This window comes from Blastomonas sp., assembly GCF_030373265.1.
Classification (GTDB): Bacteria; Pseudomonadota; Alphaproteobacteria; order Sphingomonadales; family Sphingomonadaceae; genus Blastomonas.
Map to the genome: position 1 here is coordinate 16536 of NZ_JAUCZC010000014.1, position 23521 is coordinate 40056.

Here is a 23521-nt window from a genome sequence, read left to right on the forward strand (position 1 = left end):
GCAACCGACGATCAGCGCGCGCGAAAAATGCCATCAGGATTGCAGCCGCAGCGCCACGTCGTTCATGAAGCGCGCGTCATCGTCCTTGGCGAGCCAAGCCGCTTCGGCGGCGATCGCGCCCAGCATGTCGCTAAGGTCGTCGAATTCGGTCTTGTGATAGTTGCCCAGCACATGCCCGGTGACCCGGTCCTTGTTGCCCGGATGGCCGATGCCGATGCGCACGCGGCGGAAGTCGGGGCCGATATGCTGGTCGGTCGAACGCAGGCCGTTGTGCCCGGCAGTGCCGCCGCCGCGTTTGACCTTGACCTTGAACGGCGCGAGATCGAGCTCGTCGTGGAAGACGGTGACGGCGTCAGGCTCCAGCTTGAAGAAGCGCATCGCTTCTCCAACCGCCTGGCCGGATTTGTTCATGAAGGTTGCGGGTTTGAGCAGCAGCAGCTTTTCGCCGCCCAGCCTGCCTTCCATCGCCCAGCCCTGGAAGCGGCGCTTGGGCGGCTCGAAGGCGTGCACATCGGCAATGGTGTCGAGCGCCATGAAACCGACATTGTGCCGGTTCATCGCATATTCCGCGCCGGGATTGCCAAGGCCGACCCAGATTTGCATGGGATTCTCCCTTCCCCTTCAGGGGAGGGGCCGGGGGTGGGGAAAAAATTTCCCACCGGTCCTGCCCCACCCCAACCCCTCCCCTGAAGGGGAGGGGCTCTTCGGGAAGATTACGCTTCTTCTGCCTCATCGGCAGCTTCGCCGTCGCTCGACTTGAGCGCCGAGGGAGCAACGATGGTGGCGATGGTGAAATCGCGATCGGTGATCGCCGATTCGCTGCCCTTGGGCAGGGTTACCGCAGAGATGTGGATGGAGTCGCCGATATCGGTTCCGGTCACATCGACTTCGATCTGGTCAGGGATCTTGGTCGCGTCGCAAACCAGTTCGAGCTCGTGACGCACGACGTTGAGCACGCCGCCACGCTTGAGGCCGGGCGATGCTTCTTCGTTGACGAACACGACAGGGACCGAGACCTCGACGGTCGAGCCCTTGGCGATACGCAGGAAGTCGACGTGAAGCGGACGATCCGACACAGGGTGGAAGGCCACGTCCTTGGGAAGCGTGATGACCTTCTTGCCATCAACTTCGACTTCGACGATCGAATTCATGAAGTGGCCCGAGCCGAGCAGCTTGCTCAGTTCGCGTTCCGCGATGTGGATCGCTTCGGGGTCTTTCTTGTCGCCGTAGATTACGGCGGGTACACGGCCTTCGCGGCGGAGTGCACGGGAGGCTCCCTTGCCTGCCCGATCACGCAGCTGGGCCGACAGGGTAAGCGAATCGCTCATAAACTGTCTCCAGAGTTTTTGGTGGTCGTACAATCCCCGCGCCACGCCTCCAGGGATGACCATGGTGTCGGGGAAGGCGGGCTTATACGGGCAGAAGGCCGCAAAAGCAAGCGTTGTGGCCGTCGGCGCGGACTGGGTCTCTATTGCAGACGGGTAACGGTGTAACCGCGTGTCTCGAGCAGCGACTGGACGCTGTCAGGGCCTGCCAGATGCGCTGCGCCCACCGCGACGAAGGGCCGCGCGCCCAATTGCAGCATGTCGGTGATCTGGTCTGCCCAATCGCGGTTGCGGCGGACGAGGATTTGTTCGCGGATTTGCGGACGCTGGAGCAATCCACGATTGGCAGCCTCCTCCAGTTGGCCGACATCTCCGGTTAGCCAACCGGTGACCATGTCGCGATAGGCAGACGGCGCATTGTCGGCATCGGCGATGACGCTTGCCAGCATCGCGCGCTGATCATCCTCGGGCAGATCGTCGAAATAGGTGAACTGGCGTGCGGGCGTCTCCAGCCCGATCACGGCCTTGTCGCGCTGGCGATAGCGCTTGGCCAGGACGCGTTCGACTCCCGCCTCGCGGACCATGTCCAGATCCGCGGTGGCAGCGCCTGCCAATGTGATCGCAGCCGCCCAGCTTTCCAGCGTCTCGAACCGCGACGGGTTCAACCGTCCCTTGGCGCGGAGCTTTTCACCCGCGTCGCGCAATTCGGGCGGCAGACGGTCAGCGAGCGACGGCTGGTCCGGGCTGTTGCCGAGCTGCTGGAAAATCCGTGTGATCTCCGCCGAATCTTCCAGCCCGACGACCTCGAGCACCAGGCGGTCGCTCTTCTCCATCGCCTTTTTCATCTCGGGGGTGATCCACTTGATGTTCGCGGGCAGGGCGTGGATGCCGCCGAACAGCCAGGCTTCTCCCTGCGGTCCCCGCACATGCCACAAAGCCGGCGTGCCCTGCGTGGGGCCATCCCAGGCTGCCATCGAGGGGAAACTGCCGCAGGCCTGGACGAGCAGCAACAGAGGCAGGATCAGCCAGCGGGCGAAGGTCAGGGTCATGCGCCTTAGTTAGGGACGGGGACGGACAAAGGGAACAGGCGTCATTTGCCGAACGCTGCTTCGATCTCGCGCCGGATGCCGGACACAAGGCCTGGATCGGTGGTCAGCACTTTGTCCTCTTCATCGCAGATAGCAAGAAACGCGCGGCGCTTGAAATCGGCCAGCACGCCATCGGGAAGCGTGTTTCCAGTGGGAAGCGCCGAAGCGATGATGTCGATCAGACGCTCGGCGCCGTGGAGGCGGCCCCACAGATAGTCGTTCTCGCGATAGGCGCGGCTGAAGAACGCCCCAAAGCTGTTGAACTGGATGCCCTTGAGCGTCGCATCGGCGCTGCCGCTGCGGATAGATTGCGCATCATCGGGCGATATCCGGTCGACCTTGATCGGATCGTACTCATTCTGCCCTTCGCCCTGCAGCAGTGGCAGCGTGGCGATGTCGTAAAACGGAAAGCCCAGATAGGCGAGCAGCATCGAGCGGCGGCTGGCCTTGGGCAGCATCGCGAGCGCGCTGGCGAGCTGTTCATCGACGATGGCGTCGGCCGAGCGCAGATCGCGCCGCGCGGCAAGCTCGGTGATGGCCATGGCGGGGTTGTCGATGGCCGATGCGGCGATGTCGGCGAAGCCCTGGCCCAGCATGTCGGCGGTCTCGCGCTCCAGATAATGCGACAGGCAGGTATACAGCGTGTCATGCATGGCGACGACCACCTCGGGCGGGGTACGGCCCGATTGGGCAATGTCCTCGCCCAGCCTGCGCGCCAGAAACCGCAGCCGGCGAATCCTGAAGCCAAGGTCCTGGGTGCGGAAGAAGGTGATCGCTTCATCGCTTGCGCCGCCGCCCTTGCCCGACAGCCGGTCGAGCCCGGTGCGCTGCAGCTCCGCCATGATCGCTTCGCGCAGGCGTTCGGCATAGAGCGCCCTGGGCCCCTGATGCGCCCGGCGCAGCGTGTCGACGATGTCCTCGACAATCGATGCCATCTTGAGCTGGCCGTAGGACGCATAGGCAAAGCCCGCCATATGCGCGGCGCGATCCTGCGCCTTGTTGCGCCAATTGGTCAGCCGACGGGGTGTCGGGCTGTCGAGGAACAGCGTGTAGCCGAACAGCTTGCTGACCGTCTCCTCGACCTCGCCGCGCAGCGAATCGGTGATGGCGCGCATCTGGCGCACGCGGCTGGTGCGGCGCTCGATGCCTTCCAGATTGTCGCGGATCGGCTGCTCGCGCGGAATGTCGGAGATCGCGCCGAAGATGGTCGAGAAAAAGCCGGGGAGCCGGTGTCCCATCGCATCGCGCTGATGCGCCTGGTCCAGGCCGCGCGCGACATCGGGCTTGGGGTCGATGTAGACGAACCGGCGGTCGACCTCGCGGTGCGCAGGCCGGTTCTTCAGCGCGTCGATCGCCTGTGCAAAGGGGGCATTGGCGAGCACCGATCCATCGATCAGCACCGCGCTTTCGGCGTGACCATCGTGAAAATGCTGCGGGAATATCCGCCGCAAAAAGCCATCGCGGCCTGGCCAGAGTTTTGCGCGCCGCTCCAGCATCCGGTCCAGCTCGGCGACGTTGAAGGGTGGGAATGCGCCCGGAAAGCTGGCCGTCGCCCGCGCGGCAAAGACCAGCTCTGCAGGATCGGCCAGCGCATCGTGGCGCCCGCGCATATAGCGAAAACCGATCGACAGCCGGTGTTCGGTCTCCACCACCTCTGCCGGGCTGTTGAGCCGAAGCCGTTCGAGATGCCCCTTGAAGTCGGTCACGGTCACAAACAGGTCAAGCGGCTGGCCGATGGGCACCAGCCGCGGGCCTGCAGGCGTGGCCGCCATGGCTTCCAGTGCATCATAGAGCAGCCCGGAAAAGCCCGTGCCGCTGAACGGCGGCGCGAACCAGCGCGCGCGGACCAGTCGCGACAGCTTGGTGCGCACCTCGCTGCGCGCCTCGGGCGCGACGCTGCGGTCGAGCGCGCCGCCGGGCCGACGCAACAGCAGCCACACCAGAGGCTGCGCCCAGAACTTGGTGAAGCGCGACCATGGCCGGGCGTCGGGATCGAGCAATTGGTCGATATCGGCGCATTCCAGCCATAGCCGGGTGAGCGGTTCGAGCGATTGGCCACTGGACAGGGCCTGCGCCAGGAACACGCCGTTGATCCCCCCCGCGCTGGCCCCGGCGATGATGTCGGGCAGCAGCCGCAGCTTGACCTGCGCATGCGATGCCATCGTCTCGAACAGGTCGCGGTAGACGCCCTGGCTGCCGCTGGCGGGCGGATCACAGGCGTGGAAATTGCGGCTGGCCCTCGTCGCCCGCCAGATTTCCTTGGTGATGCCGTGCATGTAGACCGCAAGGCTGATGCCGCCATAGCAGATCAGGGCAATGCGGAGCTCCTTCTGGCGCATAAGCGGGGCGCGGACCTTATCATTTGCTGTGCGGTCTGCGGATATCCGCAGACGTTCCATCTATGCGACGTGGCGCGGGAAGCGCAAAGCGGGAATTGCGTTCCAGTTTTGTTCGAGCTATGCCGCGCTCATGGCCAAACCCCGCAAAACCTATGTCTGCCAGGCCTGTGGCAGCGTCGCCACCCGCTGGCAGGGCCAGTGCGCCGACTGCGGCGAATGGAACACATTGGTCGAACAGGCGGCGCCGACGGCTTTTTCCGCGCGGCACGATCTGCAAACCGGCGGGCACCGCATCGTGCTGTCGAAACTGGACAGCGCCGTGGCTTTGCCGCCGCGCATTCCAACCGGGATCGCCGAATTCGACCGGGCGCTCGGCGGCGGGCTGGTGGCGGGGTCTGCCGTGCTGATGGGGGGTGACCCTGGGATCGGCAAATCCACGCTGCTGCTGCAGGCCTCGGCCAACATGGCCAAGTCCGGCAATTCGATCGTCTATATCAGCGGCGAGGAGGCCGCCGACCAGGTGCGGTTGCGGGCGAAGCGGCTTGGGCTTGCCGACGCGCCGATCGACCTCGCCTCGGCAACATCGGTGCGCGATATCCTCACCACGCTGCGCGCCATGGCGCCGCCGGTGATGCTGGTGATCGATTCGATCCAGACGATGCACAGTGACCTGATCGAGGGCGCGCCGGGCACGGTCAGCCAGGTGCGCGCGTCGGCGCAGGAACTGATCCGCTTCGCCAAGGAAACCGGGTGCGCGGTCATCCTGGTCGGGCACGTCACCAAGGATGGCAGCATCGCAGGGCCCCGCGTGCTTGAGCATATGGTCGATACCGTGATGAGCTTCGAGGGTGAACGCAGCCACCAGTACCGCATCCTGCGGTCGATCAAGAACCGCTTCGGCGCCACTGACGAAATCGGCGTGTTCGCCATGGAGGAGGAGGGATTGTCCGAAGTCGGCAATCCGTCGAGCCTGTTCCTCAGCGATCGCGATGCGCAGATGCCCGGGACATCGGTGTTCCCAGCGCTGGAGGGCACCCGTCCGGTGCTGGTCGAGATCCAGGCGCTGACGGTGCGGCTGTCGAGCGGCGCGACGCCGCGTCGCGCGGTGGTCGGGTGGGATTCGGGACGTCTCGCGATGGTACTGGCGGTACTCGAGGCGCGCTGCGGGCTGAGCTTCTCGACCGCTGAGGTTTATCTCAATATTGCAGGCGGCTATCGGCTGTCGGACCCTGCCGCCGATCTGGCCGTCGCCGCAGCGCTGATCTCCGCACTGTCGGAACGCCCGATCGGTGCCGGAACGATCGTGTTCGGCGAGCTGTCGCTGTCGGGCGAACTGCGCCCGGTGGCGCACGCCGGGCTGCGGCTGCGCGAGGCGGCCAAGCTCGGTTTCGAAAAGGCGCTGGTGCCAGCAAGCGTCACGGCCAAGGGCAAGGGGGCAGGGGATACCAGCGGGATGCGGCTGACGTCTTATGCCCGGCTGGCAAATCTCGTTGACCAACTGCTTGGCCGTAACTAGCGGTCGAGGCCATGACCGCATTCGATATCATCGTGCTGACGCTGCTCGCGGGCGGCGCGATTCTGGGTTTCAAGAACGGCTTTGTCCACGCGGCGGTCACGCTGATCGCGTGGGTCGCAGGCATATTTGCGCTGCGGCTTTTCCATGCACCGGTCACCATGCTGCTCAAGGAACCCGTTGGCAACGACAGCGGCGCGGCTGCGCTGGCGTTGGTAGGATTGTATCTGGGGGTCTATCTGCTGGGCAAGATCATCGCCAACGCGCTGCGCGCGCGGACCCGCAAATCGGTGCTCGGGCCGATCGACCGCGTCCTCGGCTTCGGCTTCGGCGCGATCAAGGGATTGATCGCCGCTACGCTTGCCTATCTGCTGATCACGATGGTCCACGACATCATCTGGCCGGGCGAGGGCCAGCCCGAATGGATTACGCAAAGCCGCACCTTCCCATTGCTCAACGCGAGCGGCACAGCGCTGGTGGATCTGTACGATTACCAGCAGGCATTCGGCGATGAATGACGTTCGCAAGCCCGATGCATTGAGAGCCCGTCCATGAACGCCCCCGGCAAGCCGCTCTATACGCAAGATATCCTGTCGCTGGCGGTGTCGCTGATCGATTGGCCGATGACGTCGGATATGCCGCATCAGGCAGAGTTGCGATCGCAAAGCTGCGGGTCGGTGGTGCGCGTAGGGCTGGATTTGACCGGTGAAGGTCATGTGGCGCGTTTCGGGGTCGATGCTCGCGCCTGCGCGCTGGGGCAGGCCTCGGCAGCCGTGCTGGCTGCTCACGTTGCCGGACAAGACCAGCCAGCCCTGGTCGCGGCGCGCGACGCACTGATGGCGTTCTTTTCCGGGACACGCGCTGATCCGGGGGACTGGCCGGGCGTCGAGCATCTGGCCAGCGCCTTGCCTTATCCGGCGCGGCATGGTTCCATCCTTCTGCCATGGCGCGCGGCGGCCGTGGCGCTTGAGCCTTTATCCGCAACGGACTGAACCTCATGGACCATGGCGGCGATATCTTCCTGTCCGGCACCGTGCTGCTCGCAGCCGCGCTGGCCTTCGTGCTGCTGTTCCGCAAGCTCGGGCTGGGCGCGGTGCTGGGCTATCTGGTGGGCGGCATCGTCATCGGCCCGCAGGTGCTGCAACTGGTGGCAGACCCCGAGCTGATCGTCGGCTTCGCGGAAATCGGCATCGTGCTGCTGCTGTTTCTGGTCGGACTGGAACTTGCCCCCTCGCGGCTGTGGCAGCTCAAGCGCGACATCTTCGGCCTGGGGTTGGCGCAGGTCGCCCTGTGCGGCCTGGTGCTGGCATTGTTCATCTATGTCGTAACCGGCTCGACCTGGGGCGCAGCGCTGGGGCTCGGCCTTCCGCTCGGGCTGTCCTCGACCGCGCAGGTGCTTCCATTGCTCCAATCCGAAGGGCGGTTGAACACCCCCACCGGTGAACGCGCATTTTCGGTGCTGCTGTTCCAGGACCTGTCGATCGTGCCGTTGCTGACGATCATCGCCGCGCTGTCGCGGGCACCGCAGACCGGGCCGCAGACCCCGGGCTGGCTGCTCGCGTTGTATGCTCTGGCGGCGATCGGCGGGCTGGTGGTTGCCGGGCGCTATGGTCTTGCACCGCTGCTCAAGCTCATCGGCAAGGTCGCAGAACGCGAGCTGTTCATCGTAGCGGGGCTGTTCGCGGTGTTCGGTAGCGCGGCGCTGATGCATTCGATCGGGCTTTCGGCGGCGCTGGGGGCATTTGTCGCGGGCGTGATGCTCGCCGATTCACCGTTCCGGCACGAGCTGGAGGCCGACATCGATCCGTTCCGCTCGATTCTGCTGGGCCTGTTCTTCCTTGGGGTCGGGATGATGCTCGACCTCAACGTGATCATGGCCAATCCGGTGTTCATCATCGCGATGGCGCTGGCGCTGGTCGGCATCAAGATCGCGATCATTTTCGGGCTCGCCAAGGCGTTCGGGACGGAGACCCGCGCGGCGTTCGTGCTCGGGCTGCTGCTCAGCCAGGGCGGGGAGTTCGCCTTCGTGCTGTTCGCCGAAGCCCAGGCGGCGCTGCTGATTGCTCCGGAAGCCGCCAGCCGGTTTGGCGCGATCGTCACGCTGTCGATGGCGACCACGCCCTTCCTGATGCTGCTCAGTCGCCTTTTTGGCGGGGTGCGCGGAACTGGCACCGATGACATGGTTGATCCGGAGCAGGCGCGCCAGTCGAACGCGATCGTGGTGGGGCATGGCCGTTTCGGTCAGGCCGTGGCGCAGATCTTTGCTGGCGCCAATATTTCGGTGACGCTGATCGATATCAATCCCGACCAGATCCGGCTCAGCGGCGAATTCGGACGCAAGGTCTTTTATGGCGACGGCACGCGCATCGATCTGCTGCGCCGCGCTGGCGCCGAACAGGCGGGCTCGCTGCTGTTCTGCATGGACGACAAGGAGTTCGGTCCAGACCAGCTCGGGCCGATCGCGCATGCCTTTCCCGACGCGCAGATCTTCGTGCGCGCTTGCGACCGTCGCCAGTTGCTCGCGCTCAAGCACGCGCCGATCGCCGCGGCGCAGCGCGAGCTTTTCGAATCCTCGGTCAAGCTCGCGCACACCGCGCTGCTGCGCACCGGGATCGATCCGATCATGGCCGACCGCGTCGTCGAGGAATTCCGCCGACGCGATTGCGAGCGGCTTGAGCTCCAGATGGAGCAGGGCAGCATGCACGCGGGCAAGCACCTGAGCTTTGGAGCGTTCGATTCCGAAGCCTTTGATCCGAAAGTGTGATCTCGGCCAGGCGCGGTCGCTGACTCGCAAAACATTGGACGAATGCGCGGCCAATGCCTATGTAACAGGCTGATCAGGGATAATCATCGCGCCGTGAAGTTGCTTCTAGCCTTGCTTGCCATTCTCACCGGATTTTCGGTGGCAGATGGCGTGCGCGTTGCCGAACCGGCAATTGCCGAGGGCGAAGGCGGCGCGCGCAGTGGTTGGAGTGCGGATGATTCCCGTCCCAATATCGCCATTGCTGCGGTGTTTGCGGTCGCGGCGGTTCTGCCGCTGGTGCTGGCCAGTGTGCCAGCCATGCGTTGGATGCCCAAGCCTGCGCGCCGCCAGGTTGCGTCAACGGTCCACCGCTCGGACAGGCTGCTCCAGTAAGCCTGTCGGATTGATGGCGACCTGGCTCGGCCGCCCGCTGTGCGTGTCCCCCGGTTACACTGCATTCTTCTTCCAGCCTTTCCCAAGGCTTTGCCGCACCGCCATCCTTTGCGCGCGTCGGCGTCTCCATACCCTCCGTTTTCTAAGGAATTACCGCCATGCTCGGCGCCATTGCCAAATCGCTTTTTGGGTCGGCCAACGACCGTTACGTCAAGGGCCTGCTCAAGGTCGTCGACAAGATCAACGCCTTCGAGCCGCAGATTTCCGCGCTGTCGGACGATGACCTGCGCGGCCAGACACAGAAGTTTCGGGACCGGGTGGCGGCGGGCGAGAAGCTCGACGACATTCTCCCCGAAGCCTTCGCCACCGTGCGCGAAGCCTCGGTCCGTACTCTCGGCATGCGGCATTTCGACACGCAGATGGTCGGCGGCATCGTTCTGCACAAAGGCGAGATCGCCGAGATGCGCACCGGCGAGGGCAAGACCCTGGTCGCCACGCTGGCCTGCTATCTGAACGCGATCGAAGGCAAGGGCGTCCACGTGGTCACGGTCAACGACTATCTCGCCGCGCGCGATGCCGAATGGATGGGCCAGGTCTATCGCTTCCTGGGGCTCACCACCGGTGTGATCGTTCCCAATCTGGGCGAAACCGCTCGGCGGGATGCCTATGCCGCCGATATCACTTATGCCACCAACAACGAGCTCGGCTTCGACTATCTGCGCGACAACATGAAGCACGAGCGCAACCAGATGGTGCAGCGCCCGTACAACTTCGCGGTGGTCGACGAAGTCGATTCGATCCTGATCGACGAAGCGCGCACGCCGCTGATCATATCGGGGCCGACCGACGACAAGTCGGAGATGTACATCGCGGTCGATGCCATCGTGCTCAAGCTCGACGATAACGATTACGAAAAAGACGAAAAAGCGCGGTCGGTCATCCTCACCGAGGACGGTACCGAAAAGGCCGAACGCTTGCTCGAGGAGGCAGGCCTGCTCGAGGGCAGCAACCTTTACGATGTCGAGAACACCCAGATCGTCCATCACCTCGACCAGGCGCTCAAGGCCAATGTGATGTTCAAGCGCGACATCGACTATATCGTCAAGGACGACCAGATCGTCATCATCGACGAGTTCACCGGGCGCATGATGGATGGCCGCCGCTGGTCGAACGGCCTGCACCAGGCGGTCGAGGCCAAGGAACGCGTCCAGATCAAGCCCGAGAACCAGACTCTCGCCTCGATCACTTTCCAGAACTATTTCCGCATGTACCCCAAATTGTCGGGCATGACCGGCACCGCGGCGACCGAGGCGGCCGAGTTCTTCGACATCTACAAGATGAATGTCGTCACCATCCCGACCAACAATCCGATCCGCCGGATCGATGAGGAAGACGAGTTCTACAAGAACACCGCGGACAAGTTCCAGGCGATCGCCAAGGGCATCCGCGAGAAGAACCTCATCGGCCAGCCGGTCTTGGTCGGCACCGTGTCGATCGAGAAATCCGAGTTGCTGTCGGAATATCTCAACAACGAAGGCGTACCGCACAGCGTGCTCAACGCCCGCTTCCACGAGCAGGAAGCGCGCATCGTGGCGCAGGCCGGACGCATGGGCGCCGTGACCATTGCCACCAACATGGCCGGCCGCGGTACCGACATCCAGCTGGGCGGCAATATCGAATACCGCATCGATGACGAGCTGCGCGACATGCCCGACGGGCCCGATCGCGATGCTGCCATCGAGCGGATCAAGGCTGAGGTCGCGGCGGAAAAGGCCAAGGTGCTCGAAGCCGGCGGCCTGTTCGTGCTCGGCACCGAGCGGCACGAAAGCCGCCGCATCGACAACCAGCTGCGGGGTCGCTCGGGCCGACAGGGCGACCCTGGCCTGTCGCGCTTCTACCTGTGCCTCGAGGACGATTTGCTGCGCATCTTCGGCCCCGACACGCTGTTTTCGCGGATGATGAAGAACAACCTGGCCGATGGCGAGGCGATCGGTTCCAAATGGCTGTCCAAGGCGATCGAGACCGCACAGAAGAAGGTCGAAGCGCGCAACTATGATATCCGCAAGCAGGTCGTCGAATATGATGACGTGATGAACGATCAGCGCAAGGTGATCTACGAACAGCGCGCCGAGATCATGGACGCCGAGGCGGTTGACGACGTCGTGCTCGACATGCGCAACGACACGGTCAATTCCATCGTCGGTGAAGCCTGCCCTCCGGGCACCTATCCGGAACAGTGGAACGTCGAAGGCCTCAAGGCACGCGTGTCCGAAGTGCTGGGGCTCGAGCCGGATATCGATGCCTGGCTGCAGGAGGATGTGATCGAGCCCGATATGATCGAGCAGCGCATCCGGGAAATGGCCGAAGCCAAGGTCGAAGACAAGGCCGGGCAGGTCGAGACCGGAATGTGGCGCTCGATCGAGAAGTCCGTGCTGCTGCAGAGCCTCGACCATCACTGGAAGGAGCATCTGGCGACGCTCGATGCGCTGCGTCAGGTCGTGTTCCTGCGCGCTTATGCACAGAAGACGCCGATCAACGAATACAAGCGCGAGGCCTTCGGGCTGTTCGAGCGCATGCTCGAGGTCATCCGTGAGGACGTGACCGGGACGATCATGGGCCTGGAGATCCGCGAGCCCGAGGTGCCGGCATTGCCCGAGCTGCCCGACTTCCTGACCACGCACTTCGATCCGTTCACCGGCGAGGACAACAGCGCCGATATCGACGGTGGCACTCGCGGTACGGTCGCAGCGACCCTGCCGCCGCGCCAGTCGCCGATGCCGGAGGCCTCCGAAGAGCTGTTCACCGGTGAAATCAGCCGCAACGCGCCGTGCCCTTGCGGATCGGGCCGCAAGTACAAGCACTGCCACGGCAAGGCTGCCTGATCACAGGCGATTTTAGCGTATGCCGGTCATTAGGCCCGTCGTCAGCCCGACAATGGCCACCTCTCGATTGATCGCGAGGTGGCCGGCGTGGCTGGGCTGCCGCGCAGCCAGGAGACGACGGGTTCAGTTGAGGATGGCCGTGCGCACAAGATCGGCCCGGCCCGCACTGACGCCCTGCAAGTGAAGCTGGATCGGGTGACTTGCTTCAAGGGGTCTATCGCGGGTGCCCCTTTTTGCTCTACCTAGCCAAGAATGCAGGAACAGGTTTGGCTTGATGAAGCGCCGGGCGCTGACGACACCGCAAAAGGCAAAGCTGCGCTCGCCTATCTTGCAACCGTAGGCGGCGTTTTGAGGCTCCCGGGCCGTGAGATCTCGATCACCGAGACATGGTTCGTGCCGAGCGGTGTCACGGTCAAGGGGAAAGGCCGGCCCACGCATGTCCGGTTTTCCGGGACCCGTCCTCTCGACATTGCAGGCACGTCTCACCTCAGTCCGCGCCAAGGCAATTTCCGGACGTCTGCCTTGGCGCTGGTGGGTCAGTACCCCGACGACATTTCCAGCACCCACTACAGTTCGGACCATACCGGCGATTACCCGGTCATTGAACCGCGCGCGTTCGCCGCTGACAGCATCCTCAAGGCCGGTTCGACCAGCTTTGATGTCGCCCGCGCTGACGATCTGGCAGATGTCTCGGTTGGCGACTATCTGCGTCTCGAACGTGGATTCATGGGCTGGCACACAGCCCTGCACGAGATTGTTTGCGTGCGGGAAATCGAGGGCGCCACCGTGACCGTGGCCTGGCCCTTGCAGTACGAATATCGCAATGCCGCAAATGACCCGTTCAATCTCTTCATGAAGCCGATCGCCTATAACGGTGGTCGTGCTGCGCCCGGCGTGGATCAGTCGGCTTTCGAGGGCTGGCGGCAGTGTGGCTGGCGCCGGATCAACCCCGTGATCAACGCCCGGCTCGAAAACATGCGCATTTCGAACGAGGTGGTGCACGCGGGCTATGCCAACCTGGCGGTAATGATCTGTCGCGGTTTCAATTGCACGTTCGACAACATCGAGTTGAACGGTGGCGGCCTGTTTAACCTGCTGAGCGAAGGGACGCGCGGCACACTCGTCGCGGAACGGTCCAGCCCCGCCGTGCCTCAGACGGATGTGCTGCCGGGCAACGGCTCCAATCGGACGCATATCCGAGCCGATATGAAGACCGGGTCATTTGCGATCGAAGAAGGGTGCCTGAAAGGCACGTTCGAGGGCCGGTCGAGCACCAATATTCAACTCCAGCATTTCTGCCGCGACAACGTTGTGGATATGGTGGCAGTTAGCGAGTCGCTCTATGGCATCATCGTCGACAAGAGCGCTCCGGCGCTGATCAAGGGTCGGTACACCAGCTCTCAGCCAGCGCTTTGGGTCGTAACGCGCGACCTGTTCCATCATTACCCGCAAGCCACACTCGCCATGTACGACAGCCTGGTGGGGGATTACTTCAATGGAATGCTCATCGAAGCTCGATGCGACTTGGCTCAGAGCACGGCGAACAATAGCCTCGACGTCTATCTCGGCCAGCCAATCCGTGGCGAGATCGCCTTGGGCGGCAAGTTTGGGGGTGTTTACAGCATCCCGGATGGCAAAGCCGGCGTCATAGTCGGCAATGCCACACGTCTTACGGACCGGACCGACCAGACCGCCCCCTTGGTGTCCGGGCGCCCCGCCGGGAAGTTTCCGTTCGACCGTGATGTTACCTACGCCGACGGGACCAGTGGCAAGGTGTGGCGACGGATGAACATCAACCGCAAGACGATCGATCGGGTGGCGAACGCCTCCGATTTCACGGTCAATTCGAGCACCACGCAGGGTGGTGTGAAGGCTGAGGACGTCGCCATGATCCTCGTCCAGAACACAGCGACGATCGACGTCAACACGCAGCATTATGTCGAGGGCCTGCCGGAATTTACCCCCGTGGCCTACACCGCAGGCAACGCGCGCCGTTGGCATATCAGTGACGTCGCTAGGGTGAACAGCGGCACAGGCGAAGTCAGCCTGGCAACGCCAGTGCCCGACAACTGGCGGGCTGTGTCAGGCAATGCGGCGGTGAGCTGCGTGTTTTTTGGGCGCTGGGGCTAATCGCCATCGTGTCGATCAGGATAGCGTCGACATTGGCGACGCCGATCGACGGGCTACCGTGATTGGGTTGCGAATATGGCGCCCGGCGCAGCGAATTGGTCGCGGCGGTGGCCAATAGCCAGCGCGCTCTCCGCAAATACGCCAATATTTTGCTAGGGTTGTGCGACCCAACGCGACCTGTTGTACCAGGTAGGTGGCTCCCCGAGTAGGATTCGAACCTACGGCCAAGTGATTAACAGTCACCTACTCTACCGCTGAGCTATCGGGGAATGCCCTTTATCCTCTTGTTGAACCTGCGTTCTCCAAGAGAAGCGCGCCTATAGCACCGGGTTTTTTGGTTTGGCAAGCGTCTCGATGCGCCTTCACACGATAAATTGTTCGGCAGATATCCGGTCATCGAGGCTGTGGCCCGGATCGAACATCAACGACAGCCTGCGGTTGGGGTCGATGGCGATCTGGATATCGCGGATATCGCGGACTTCGCGCTGGTCGGCGACCGCGCTGACCGGGCGTTTGGCAGGCTCCAGGATGCGCAGCGAGATATTGGACGAATCGGGCAGCAGCGCGCCTTTCCAGCGGCGTGGGCGGAACGGGCTGATCGGGGTAAGCGCCAGCATGCCGCACCCCAGCGGCAGGATCGGGCCATTGGCGGACAGATTGTAGGCGGTCGATCCCGCGGGTGTCGCCACCAGCACGCCGTCGCAGACAAGTTCGCCGATTCGCACGGCATTGTTGACGCTGACTTCGATCTTGGCGGTCTGGCGGGTCTCGCGCAGCAGCGAAACTTCGTTGATCGCAGGATAGGTCACCCGTTCGCCCGACATCGTGGTGGCTGTCATCGATAGCGGCAGCACCTCATAGGACTGCGCCTGCTCGAGCCGCCGCACGATGCTGTCGCCGCTGTGCCAGAGGTTCATCAGAAACCCGACCGTGCCCAGGTTGAGGCCATAGACCGGAATGATCCGTCCGCGCTCCAGCATCTGGTGCAATGTCTGCAGCATGAACCCGTCGCCACCCATCACCACGACGATATCGGCGTCTTCAAGCGGTACCCAGTCATGGGCAGCCTGGACCTCGCGCGCGGCCTTGCGGGCCCGCTCGGTGGGCGAGACGGCCAGCGCGATTTTGCGATCGTGAACCGAGGTCGGCATGCTTTGCGCCTTTGAGCCAGAGTGCACCGGGTCTTAACTGATCCCTGCTAATGCGCCAATCATTCTTGACGCCGTCCAGCGCGCCCCACAAAGGCTCAACCGGACGACCGCGGACCGGGCCATTTTTCTGTTTTTAGGGAGCGCATCCTGATCAGCATCGCCGAACAGCGGCATCGCCCGAGTTGGCGCAGGATCGGATCGGGTGTCTCCGATCCGGCGCTGACGGCCGCGTTGGCCGCAGCCGGTTTTACCGCCTCCACCACCGCCGATTCCGACCTGGCCGTGATCGATATCCGCGGGCAGGGGATGGACGCCGCAGCCGATGCTGGCGCCGCGCCAGCCGGCGTTGTCTTGTTGCTGTGCGATCGCGATCAGGCCGGGTCTCTGGCCGAACAGGTGCCGGCGGCTACCCACAGCCTGGTTGCCCCGTTCGATGATGCGGCGCTTATGCTGCAACTGACGCTGATCCGGGCGCAGCTTGGCGGGAGCGGGCGCGTCCCGCACGATCTGCACGTCCAGCTGGCCGCGATGCTCCATGCCGGCGGAGGCAGGCTGCACGCCATGCTGATCGGGCTGCGGCGGATGTCGGCGATCAATGCCACCTATGGCGCGCCGGTTGGCGATGCGGCACTCGAAGCGATCGGGCAGCGGCTGGTGCGGCACAGCGCGCGGCTGTCCGTCGGCAACGCCTTGACCGTTCGGCTGTCGGGTGGCGATTACCTTCTGGCGCACACCATGCCCGAAGAGCGGGTTGGCTGGCAGGTGACGGCAGAGCGCCTGTTGCGGGTGATTTCCGAACCGCTGGATGCACAGGGCCATCGCTTGCGCCTGACCGCGCGGGCGGCGCTCGCCATTGCCCGGCCCGACGAAAGCCCGATGTCGTTGCTCGACAGATTGTCGGCAGGGCTGGCGACTGCGCGCGAAAGCGCGGCCGAACCGGTGCGTTGGGCCGACCGGCAATCGGACAATGCCCCACAAAGCGGTTACCGTCTGGAGCAGGACATCGTGCGCGCCATCGAGCGCGACGAGATCACGGTGCTGTTTCAGCCGCAGTTTGCTGTCGACAGCGGCCGCATCAGCGGCGCCGAGGCGCTGGCCCGTTGGCAGCATCCGCAATTTGGTGAAATCGGTGCCGGGGCCTTGTTTGCGATTGCCGACAAAGCGGACTTCACGCGGTCTTTGTCGCGCCATATCCGGCGGCGCGCCATGGAACAGGCCGCTGCCTGGACGGGCCGGTTGGCCAGACTGCGGCTGTCTCTCAATGTCACTGCAGAAGACCTTGGCGAGAAAGGCTTTGCCCGGCGTGAACTGGCCATGATCGCGGCTTCGGGGTTTGTGCCGCAGCGGCTGACGCTCGAAATGACCGAATCGGCCCTGATTCCAGACCTCAAACGCGCCGCGTCCCGCTTCGCCAGCCTGCGCGAGGCGGGGGTCTGCATTGCTGTCGACGATTTCGGCACCGGGTATTCCAGCCTGTTGTACCTCAAACGGCTTCCGCTCGATTACCTCAAACTCGACCATGCGATGACTCGCGATATCGGCGGGGCCGAGGCTGACCGCATCATTGTTCGCTCGATCATCGCGATGGCAAAAGCGCTTGATCTCAAGGTGATAGCCGAAGGGGTAGAGAACGAGGCCCAACTCGCCGCCTTGCGCGAGGAAGGCTGCGATTACTTCCAGGGCTTCCTGCGCGGCAAGGCGATGGAGGCGGATGTGTTCGCTCAGTTTGCGAAGGACGCTCTGGCCCAACATTGAACCTGCCCGGTCGTCATTCCCGCGAACGCGGGAATCCCGCTGGTGCGATAGGCTAGAAGAATTAGCGGGACCCCCGCGTGCGCGGGGGTGACGAGTGAGGAGACTCCCGCGATTCCGGCGGCGACCGGTCGAACCTACCCCGCCTTCGTCTTCTTCTTCAATATCCCCGCCAAACCCTTGGAAAGCTGGATCAACCCGTTGATCCGGGACGCAGGGTCGCTCCACACGCGCTGGATCATCAGTTTCTGGTCGGGCCGCAATTTGGCGATGCCCTTCAGGCGTTCGACATAAGCGAGCAGGCCGGGCACATCGGGGAAGCTGTCGTTGTGGAAGCTGACCAGCGCGCCGCGCGCGCCGACGTCGATCTTGGAGACGCAGGCGGTGATGCAGTTCTGCTTGATCTCGATCAGCTTGATCAGATTGGTGGTCGGCTCGGGCAGAGGTCCGAAGCGGTCGATCATCTCGGCGGCGAACGCCTCGATCTCGGGTCCGCTGCTGAGGTCGTTCATCCGCCGGTACAGCGCCATGCGCACGGCCAGATCGGGCACATAGTCCTCTGGGATGAGGATAGGCGCGTCGACGGTGATCTGCGGCGAGAATTTCTGACGCGGCAGATCGAGTGCGAAGCCGCCCGCCTTGGCCTCGAGGATCGCCTCTTCGAGCATCGACTGATACAGCTCGAACCCGACCTCGCGGATATGGCCCGACTGCTCGTCGCCGACCAGATTGCCCGCGCCGCGGATATCGAGGTCATGGCTGGCGAGCTGGAAACCCGCGCCAAGGGTGTCGAGATCGCCCAGCACCTTGAGCCGCTTTTCGGCTGTCTCGGTGAGCACGCGGTTTTCCGGTGTCGTCAGATAGGCGTAGGCCCGCGTCTTCGACCGACCGACGCGGCCGCGCAGCTGATAGAGCTGCGCCAGCCCGAAGGTGTCTGCACGGTGGATGATCAGCGTGTTGGCGCTCGGGATATCGAGCCCGGATTCGACGATGGTGGTCGACAGCAGCACGTCATACTTGCGGTCGTAGAACGCGCTCATCCGCTCCTCGACTTCGGAGGGTGCCATCTGGCCGTGCGCCATGATGTGCCGGATTTCGGGGACCTGTTCGCGGATGAACTCGCCCAGTTTGTCGAGGTCGCTGATTCGCGGCGCGACGAAATAGGACTGGCCGCCGCGATAATGTTCGCGCAGCAGCGCCTCGCGGATCACCACCGGGTCCCAGGGCATCACATATGTCCGCACCGCGAGCCGGTCGACCGGCGGGGTCTGGATCACCGAGAGTTCGCGTAGCCCGCTCATCGCCATCTGCAGCGTGCGCGGGATCGGGGTGGCGGTCAGCGTCAGCACATGGACGTTGGCCTTGAGCGACTTGAGCCGTTCCTTGTGGACCACGCCGAAACGCTGTTCTTCATCGATGATCACCAGCCCCAACCGCTTGAACTCGACCGATTTCGCGAGCAGCGCGTGGGTGCCGATGACGATGTCGGTGGTGCCGGCGGCCAGCCCTTCGCGCGTCGCCTTGGCTTCGCCCGCGGTCACCAGCCGTGAAAGGCGGCCGATGATCAGCGGGAAGTTCTGAAAGCGCTCGACGAAGTTGGTGTAATGCTGGCGCGCGAGCAGAGTGGTCGGCGCGATGATCGCGACCTGCATCCCGGCCATCGCCGCTGCAAAGGCCGCGCGCATCGCGACCTCGGTCTTGCCGAAGCCGACATCGCCGCACACCAGCCGGTCCATCGGTTTGCCCGACGCCAGATCCTCGAGCACTTCGGCGATCACGCGTTCCTGGTCCTCGGTTTCCTCGTACGGGAAACGGTCGACGAAGCTGGCATAGGTGCCCGGATCGATCTCGGCGACATCGGCAACGCGCAGCGCGCGCTCGGCGGCTGTCTTCATCAACTCGCCGGCGATCGCCTGGATGCGCTCCTTGAGCTTGGCGCGCCTGCGCTGCCACGCCTCGCCGCCCAGCCGGTCGAGCGGCACGCCGTCGCTTTCCGAGCCGTAGCGGGTGAGGACATCGATGTTCTCGACGGGCACGAACAGCTTGTCGCCGCCCGCATAGGTAAGCCACACGCAATCGTGCGGGCTTTTGCCGACGGGGATCGAGACCAGCCCTTCATAGCGCCCGATGCCGTGGTCGATATGCACGACCAGATCGCCCTGCGACAGCGATTGCAGCTCGGCGAGGAAAGCGTCGGCGGACTTGCGCTTCTTGCGCCGCCGCACCAGCCGGTCGCCCAGCAGGTCCTGTTCGGAGAGCAGCTCGTAGCGGTCGGTAGCAAAGCCATGATCCTGCGGCAGCACGACCATCGCCGCCATTCCGGTCGCCGCCTGGCCCAGCGCCTCCTGCCAGCTCCCAGCCAGCGCCATCCGCGCGAGGCCGTGGTCCTTGAGCAGGCCGAGCAGACGGCTGCGCGAGCCTTCCGAGTAGCTCGCGATGACCGCGCCCTTGGCCGCTGCGCGCAGCGATTCGATATGGGTGACGGCGGCGGTATAGACGTTGTCGCCGCGCGCGCGCTCGGCACCGAAATCGCGCGCGGCGCGATAGCCCAGGCCCAGCACATTTGCCGATTCGGGCTCGTCATGGCTGCTGACCAGATGCACTGGCGCCTCGGCTGTCAGTGCGCGCCATTCCTTCGGCACCAGATACAGCGCCGAGGGCTTGAGCGGGCGATAGCTGCCCGTCTTGTCCTCGTTGCCGCGCGTCCGGTTGGCATGGTAATCGGTGATGCTCTCGAACCGCTGGTCGGCGGCGGCATCCGCGCCCGCATCGCGCAGGATAAGATCGGCGTCGTCGAGATGATCGAACAGCGTGGTCAGCCGCTCCTCGATCATCGGCAGCCAGTGTTCCATCCCCGCCAGCCGCCTGCCGTCGCTGATCGCCTGATACAGCGGGTCGCCGGTCGCACCTGCGCCGAAAGCTTCGCGGTAGGCGCTGCGGAAGCGTTTTATGCTGTCGGCATCGAGCAGCACTTCGGAGGCCGGAAGCAAAATGTGGCGGCTGACCCGGTCGGTCGAGCGCTGGGTGCCGGGATCGAAGGCGCGCATCGAATCCAGCTCGTCGCCGAAGAAGTCGAGCCTGAGGCCACTGTCCATCCCGGCGGGGAATATATCGATGAGGTTGCCGCGCACTGCGAATTCCCCGGAGTCCGCAACGGTATCTGTCCGCGCATAGCCCTGGCGGATCAGCTTGGCGATCAGCGCCTCGCGCTCCACCACCATGCCGGGCTTGAGCTCGGCGCCCACCTGCCGGATGCGGAACGGGGTGAGCGTGCGCTGGGTGACCGCATTGGCGGTGGTGACCAGCAACTGCGGCCCGCCGGCGGGCTGCTGCAGCGTCCACAGAGCCTTCAGCCGTCGCGCGGTGATCGCCAGCGAGGGCGAGGCACGGTCATAGGGCAAACAGTCCCAGGCGGGAAACTCGATCGCCTCGATGTCTGGCGCATAAAACGGCGCGGTCTCCGCCACCGCGTGCATCAGCGCATCGTCGGGCGCGATATAGATCACGCGCCCGCCGGACTTGCGACCCGCCGCAGCGCGCGCCAGATCCGCGAGCAGCAGCGGCAGCGCGCCGGTCGCCACGCCAGCGAGCGTCAACGGGCCCGTGGCCTGCAAAATCCTGCTGATGCTATCCATAAAAGGTGGGTGTCCGTCGTCCGGGATCAGCGGGGAATGTCGATGAAGTCGAGCTGGCGCATCGCGTCCATTTGCGGCCCTTCGTATGCCGCGGGGACCGGCAGGGTTCCGATCGCCCAAGCCATGATATCTACGTCCTGTTCCTCGATCAGCGCCTCGAACCAGGTCAGTTCGTCATCGGACCAGCCGTTGCCGTAGCGGTCGAAGAATCCGCCGATCATGAAATCGGCCTCGCGGGTGCCCCGGTGCCAGGCGCGGAAGGCCAGGCGGCGCAATCGGGTTTCGCGGTCCATGCGAGAAGTTCCTTTGCTTGCGGGGCGGGCCGCGCCTGCCTAAGACGGCAGGACTTCAGCCAGCGGAACGATTTGGTTCCGCGTTTTTTGCGATAGCCATGCGCCCCGATATACTCAACCCCGCATTCGCTGAGATCGAGACCCTCAAGGGCGTCGGCGTGAGCCTGCAAAAGCCGTTCGCGCGGCTGGGAATATCGCGGGTCAAGGACATGGCCTATCATCTGCCCACCGGCTTCATCCGCAGGCGTTCCGTCGAGACCGCAGACGATGCTGCCACCGGCGAGCAGATCATCATTGCGCTCACCGCCACGGGCTATCGCAGCAGCCCCGGGCGCGGGCCGACCCGGGTGATCGCCGAGGACAAGATCGGCAATCACATCAGCCTGGTCTATTTCGGCGGCAATCCGGGCTGGGCGCGCAAGCTCTGGCCGCTGGGCGAAACCAAGCTCGCGGCGGGCAAGCTCGAGATCTGGGGCGAGGCGTGGCAGATCGTCCACCCCGATCACGTGGTTGCGCCCGAGGAAGCCGACCAGATCGGTGAGGCCGAGCCGGTCTATCCGCTCGCCGAGGGGCTGGGGCAGAAACGTGTCGCAGCGCTCGCCGCGCAGGCGCTGGCGCTGATGCCGCCCTTGCCCGAGTGGATTGAGCCGACACTGAAGGCGCGCGAGGGCTGGCCCGACTGGCACGACGCGTTGGCGAGCGCGCATCAGGGGATGGACGAGCTGCCCCGCGAGCGGCTGGCCTATGACGAGATTTTCGCCAACCAGCTCGCCTTTGCGCTGATCCGGCAGAGCAACCGCAAGCGCAAGGGAATCGCTCTGCAGGGCGATGGCCATCTGCGTGATGCGTTGCGGCTGCCGTTCGCGCTGACCGGTGCGCAAGTGCGCACGATCGGCGAGATCACAGGCGACATGGCGCAAGCGGTGCCGATGCTGCGGCTGTTGCAGGGCGATGTCGGCGCGGGCAAGACGCTGGTCGCGGTGATGGCGATGCTCAACGCGGTCGAGTGCGGCGGGCAGGCGGCCTTGCTCGCACCGACCGAGATTTTGGCGCGGCAGCATTTCGAGACCATCTCGCGGATGCTTTCGGGACTGCCGGTTGCCATCGCGGTGTTGACCGGACGCGACAAGGGCCGCGCGCGCGAGGCGACGATGATGGGGCTGGCCGATGGATCGATCCAGATCATCATCGGCACGCATGCTTTGTTCCAGGATGCGGTGCAGTATCGCAACCTCGCGCTCGCGGTGATCGACGAGCAGCACAAATTCGGCGTGTCGCAGCGGCTGATGCTGCAGGAAAAGGGCAGGGCGACCCCGCATCTGCTGGCGATGACCGCAACCCCGATCCCGCGCACGCTGACGCTCAGCCATTATGGCGAGATGGATGTGTCGCGGCTCGACGAACTGCCGCCGGGGCGCCAGCCGATCGAGACGCGGGTGATCGCCGACGAACGGCTTTCCGAGATCGTCGATGGCCTAGGACGGCATATCGAACGCGGAGGGCAGGCGTACTGGGTGTGTCCGCTGGTGATGGACAGCGAGACCAGCGACCTTGCCGCCGCCGAGACCCGCGCAGCGCAATTGAGCGAACGCTTTCCCGGCAAGGTCTCGCTGGTTCACGGCCAGATGCCCGCCGAACGCAAGGACGCGATGATGGCGGACTTTGCCAGCGGCAGGACTTCGCTGTTGGTGGCGACGACGGTGATCGAGGTTGGGGTCGATGTTCCCAACGCGACGCTGATGATCATCGAGGCGGCCGAGCGGTTTGGCCTCGCCCAGTTGCACCAGCTGCGCGGACGGGTGGGACGCGGCGACCAGAAATCGGTGTGCGTGCTGCTGCGCGGGTCAGCGCTCAGCGAGACCGCGCGCGCGCGACTGGCGCTGATGCGGTCGAGCCAGGACGGGTTCCATATCGCCGAGGAAGATCTGCGGCTGCGCGGGGGCGGCGAGTTGCTCGGCACGCGGCAGTCGGGCGACGGCGCGTTCCGGATCGCGACGCCCGAACAGGTCCAGCGGCTGATCCCGACCGCAACCGACGATGCGCGGCTGCTGATGGACCGCGATGGCGGTCTCGACAGCGAACGCGGCCAGGCCGCGCGGGTGGCGCTGTATCTGTTCGAGCGGGATTATGGCGCGAAGCTGCTGAGGGGTGGGTAGATGCCGAAAATCCTCCCCGGCACGGGGAGGGGGACCACGAAGTGGTGGAGGGGAAGCGTCAGGGTGAGTCCCTCGAAGGAAAGCACAACCACGCTTCCCCTCCGTCTCGCCTGCGGCGAAC

Annotated in this window: 16 protein-coding genes and 1 tRNA gene; 9 read left to right on the forward strand and 8 right to left on the reverse strand. The window is 64.4% G+C overall.

All coding sequences use genetic code 11. The features are described 5' to 3' along the window. Positions 1-33: 33 nt before the first annotated feature. The 4 genes from pth to QUV11_RS09855 all read right to left on the reverse strand — a co-directional run bounded on the left by pth (position 34) and on the right by QUV11_RS09855 (position 4752). Positions 34-603 (reverse strand): aminoacyl-tRNA hydrolase, encoded by a 570-nt coding sequence (pth, locus tag QUV11_RS09840; RefSeq protein WP_300882152.1) that lies wholly within the window; start codon positions 601-603, stop codon positions 34-36. 110 nt (positions 604-713) lie between these two features. After that, positions 714-1328: a 50S ribosomal protein L25/general stress protein Ctc gene (locus QUV11_RS09845; protein WP_300882154.1), complete on the reverse strand. Its 615-nt coding sequence runs from the start codon at positions 1326-1328 to the stop codon at positions 714-716. Positions 1329-1468: 140 nt separating this feature from the next. After that, entirely contained in the window at positions 1469-2374 is a 906-nt protein-coding gene (locus QUV11_RS09850) for a TraB/GumN family protein (protein WP_300882155.1), read from the reverse strand. Positions 2375-2415: 41 nt separating this feature from the next. Beyond that, on the reverse strand, positions 2416-4752 hold the full coding sequence (locus QUV11_RS09855) for a patatin-like protein (protein ID WP_300882157.1): 2337 nt from the start codon (positions 4750-4752) through the stop codon (positions 2416-2418). A 130-nt stretch (positions 4753-4882) separates the two neighbouring features. Between QUV11_RS09855 and radA the strand changes: the two genes are divergently transcribed. From radA to QUV11_RS09890, 7 genes are all read left to right on the forward strand, one after another. Further along, positions 4883-6268 (forward strand): DNA repair protein RadA, encoded by a 1386-nt coding sequence (radA, locus tag QUV11_RS09860; RefSeq protein WP_300882159.1) that lies wholly within the window; start codon positions 4883-4885, stop codon positions 6266-6268. A gap of 11 nt (positions 6269-6279) precedes the next feature. Next, complete coding sequence (locus tag QUV11_RS09865) at positions 6280-6783, forward strand: CvpA family protein (protein WP_300882161.1); 504 nt, start codon at positions 6280-6282, stop codon at positions 6781-6783. Between the two features lie 33 nt (positions 6784-6816). Beyond that, entirely contained in the window at positions 6817-7257 is a 441-nt protein-coding gene (locus QUV11_RS09870) for an iron-sulfur cluster assembly scaffold protein (protein ID WP_300882163.1), read from the forward strand. A 5-nt stretch (positions 7258-7262) separates the two neighbouring features. Further along, positions 7263-9029 carry a monovalent cation:proton antiporter-2 (CPA2) family protein gene (locus QUV11_RS09875; protein ID WP_300882165.1) on the forward strand — a complete coding sequence of 589 codons (1767 nt, stop codon included), beginning with the start codon at positions 7263-7265 and terminating at the stop codon, positions 9027-9029. A 93-nt stretch (positions 9030-9122) separates the two neighbouring features. Next, positions 9123-9401: a hypothetical protein gene (locus QUV11_RS09880; RefSeq protein WP_300882167.1), complete on the forward strand. Its 279-nt coding sequence runs from the start codon at positions 9123-9125 to the stop codon at positions 9399-9401. Between the two features lie 158 nt (positions 9402-9559). Continuing rightward, positions 9560-12283 carry a preprotein translocase subunit SecA gene (gene secA / locus QUV11_RS09885; RefSeq protein ID WP_300882169.1) on the forward strand — a complete coding sequence of 908 codons (2724 nt, stop codon included), beginning with the start codon at positions 9560-9562 and terminating at the stop codon, positions 12281-12283. A gap of 252 nt (positions 12284-12535) precedes the next feature. Next, complete coding sequence (locus QUV11_RS09890; RefSeq protein ID WP_300882171.1) at positions 12536-14413, forward strand: hypothetical protein; 1878 nt, start codon at positions 12536-12538, stop codon at positions 14411-14413. A 194-nt stretch (positions 14414-14607) separates the two neighbouring features. Here QUV11_RS09890 and QUV11_RS09895 read toward each other — a convergent pair. After that, positions 14608-14682 (reverse strand) — tRNA-Asn (locus tag QUV11_RS09895). A gap of 93 nt (positions 14683-14775) precedes the next feature. Next, a complete protein-coding gene (locus QUV11_RS09900) occupies positions 14776-15564 on the reverse strand; it encodes an NAD kinase (RefSeq protein WP_300882173.1) in 789 nt (262 codons plus the stop codon). A gap of 231 nt (positions 15565-15795) precedes the next feature. Between QUV11_RS09900 and QUV11_RS09905 the strand changes: the two genes are divergently transcribed. Continuing rightward, positions 15796-17319, forward strand: coding sequence for a GGDEF domain-containing phosphodiesterase (locus QUV11_RS09905; protein ID WP_300882175.1), 1524 nt, complete (start codon positions 15796-15798; stop codon positions 17317-17319). 134 nt (positions 17320-17453) lie between these two features. On the opposite strand, the gene mfd is transcribed toward QUV11_RS09905, so the two are convergent. After that, a complete protein-coding gene (mfd, locus tag QUV11_RS09910) occupies positions 17454-20951 on the reverse strand; it encodes a transcription-repair coupling factor (RefSeq protein WP_300882177.1) in 3498 nt (1165 codons plus the stop codon). Positions 20952-20977: 26 nt separating this feature from the next. Further along, entirely contained in the window at positions 20978-21244 is a 267-nt protein-coding gene (locus QUV11_RS09915) for a succinate dehydrogenase assembly factor 2 (protein ID WP_300882179.1), read from the reverse strand. A gap of 98 nt (positions 21245-21342) precedes the next feature. Between QUV11_RS09915 and recG the strand changes: the two genes are divergently transcribed. Continuing rightward, a complete protein-coding gene (gene recG / locus QUV11_RS09920; protein ID WP_300882181.1) occupies positions 21343-23400 on the forward strand; it encodes an ATP-dependent DNA helicase RecG in 2058 nt (685 codons plus the stop codon). Positions 23401-23521 lie beyond the last annotated feature (121 nt).

Excerpts from the sequence above, each read along its gene's own strand:
- pth (WP_300882152.1), bottom strand. The coding sequence starts at position 603 with ATGCAAATCTGGGTCGGCCTTGGCAATCCCGGCGCGGAATATGCGATG.
- QUV11_RS09845 (WP_300882154.1), bottom strand. The coding sequence starts at position 1,328 with ATGAGCGATTCGCTTACCCTGTCGGCCCAGCTGCGTGATCGGGCAGGC.
- QUV11_RS09850 (WP_300882155.1), bottom strand. The coding sequence starts at position 2,374 with ATGACCCTGACCTTCGCCCGCTGGCTGATCCTGCCTCTGTTGCTGCTC.
- QUV11_RS09855 (WP_300882157.1), bottom strand. The coding sequence starts at position 4,752 with ATGCGCCAGAAGGAGCTCCGCATTGCCCTGATCTGCTATGGCGGCATC.
- radA (WP_300882159.1), top strand. The coding sequence starts at position 4,883 with ATGGCCAAACCCCGCAAAACCTATGTCTGCCAGGCCTGTGGCAGCGTC.
- QUV11_RS09865 (WP_300882161.1), top strand. The coding sequence starts at position 6,280 with ATGACCGCATTCGATATCATCGTGCTGACGCTGCTCGCGGGCGGCGCG.
- QUV11_RS09870 (WP_300882163.1), top strand. The coding sequence starts at position 6,817 with ATGAACGCCCCCGGCAAGCCGCTCTATACGCAAGATATCCTGTCGCTG.
- QUV11_RS09875 (WP_300882165.1), top strand. The coding sequence starts at position 7,263 with ATGGACCATGGCGGCGATATCTTCCTGTCCGGCACCGTGCTGCTCGCA.
- secA (WP_300882169.1), top strand. The coding sequence starts at position 9,560 with ATGCTCGGCGCCATTGCCAAATCGCTTTTTGGGTCGGCCAACGACCGT.
- QUV11_RS09890 (WP_300882171.1), top strand. The coding sequence starts at position 12,536 with ATGCAGGAACAGGTTTGGCTTGATGAAGCGCCGGGCGCTGACGACACC.
- QUV11_RS09900 (WP_300882173.1), bottom strand. The coding sequence starts at position 15,564 with ATGCCGACCTCGGTTCACGATCGCAAAATCGCGCTGGCCGTCTCGCCC.
- mfd (WP_300882177.1), bottom strand. The coding sequence starts at position 20,951 with ATGGATAGCATCAGCAGGATTTTGCAGGCCACGGGCCCGTTGACGCTC.
- QUV11_RS09915 (WP_300882179.1), bottom strand. The coding sequence starts at position 21,244 with ATGGACCGCGAAACCCGATTGCGCCGCCTGGCCTTCCGCGCCTGGCAC.
- recG (WP_300882181.1), top strand. The coding sequence starts at position 21,343 with ATGCGCCCCGATATACTCAACCCCGCATTCGCTGAGATCGAGACCCTC.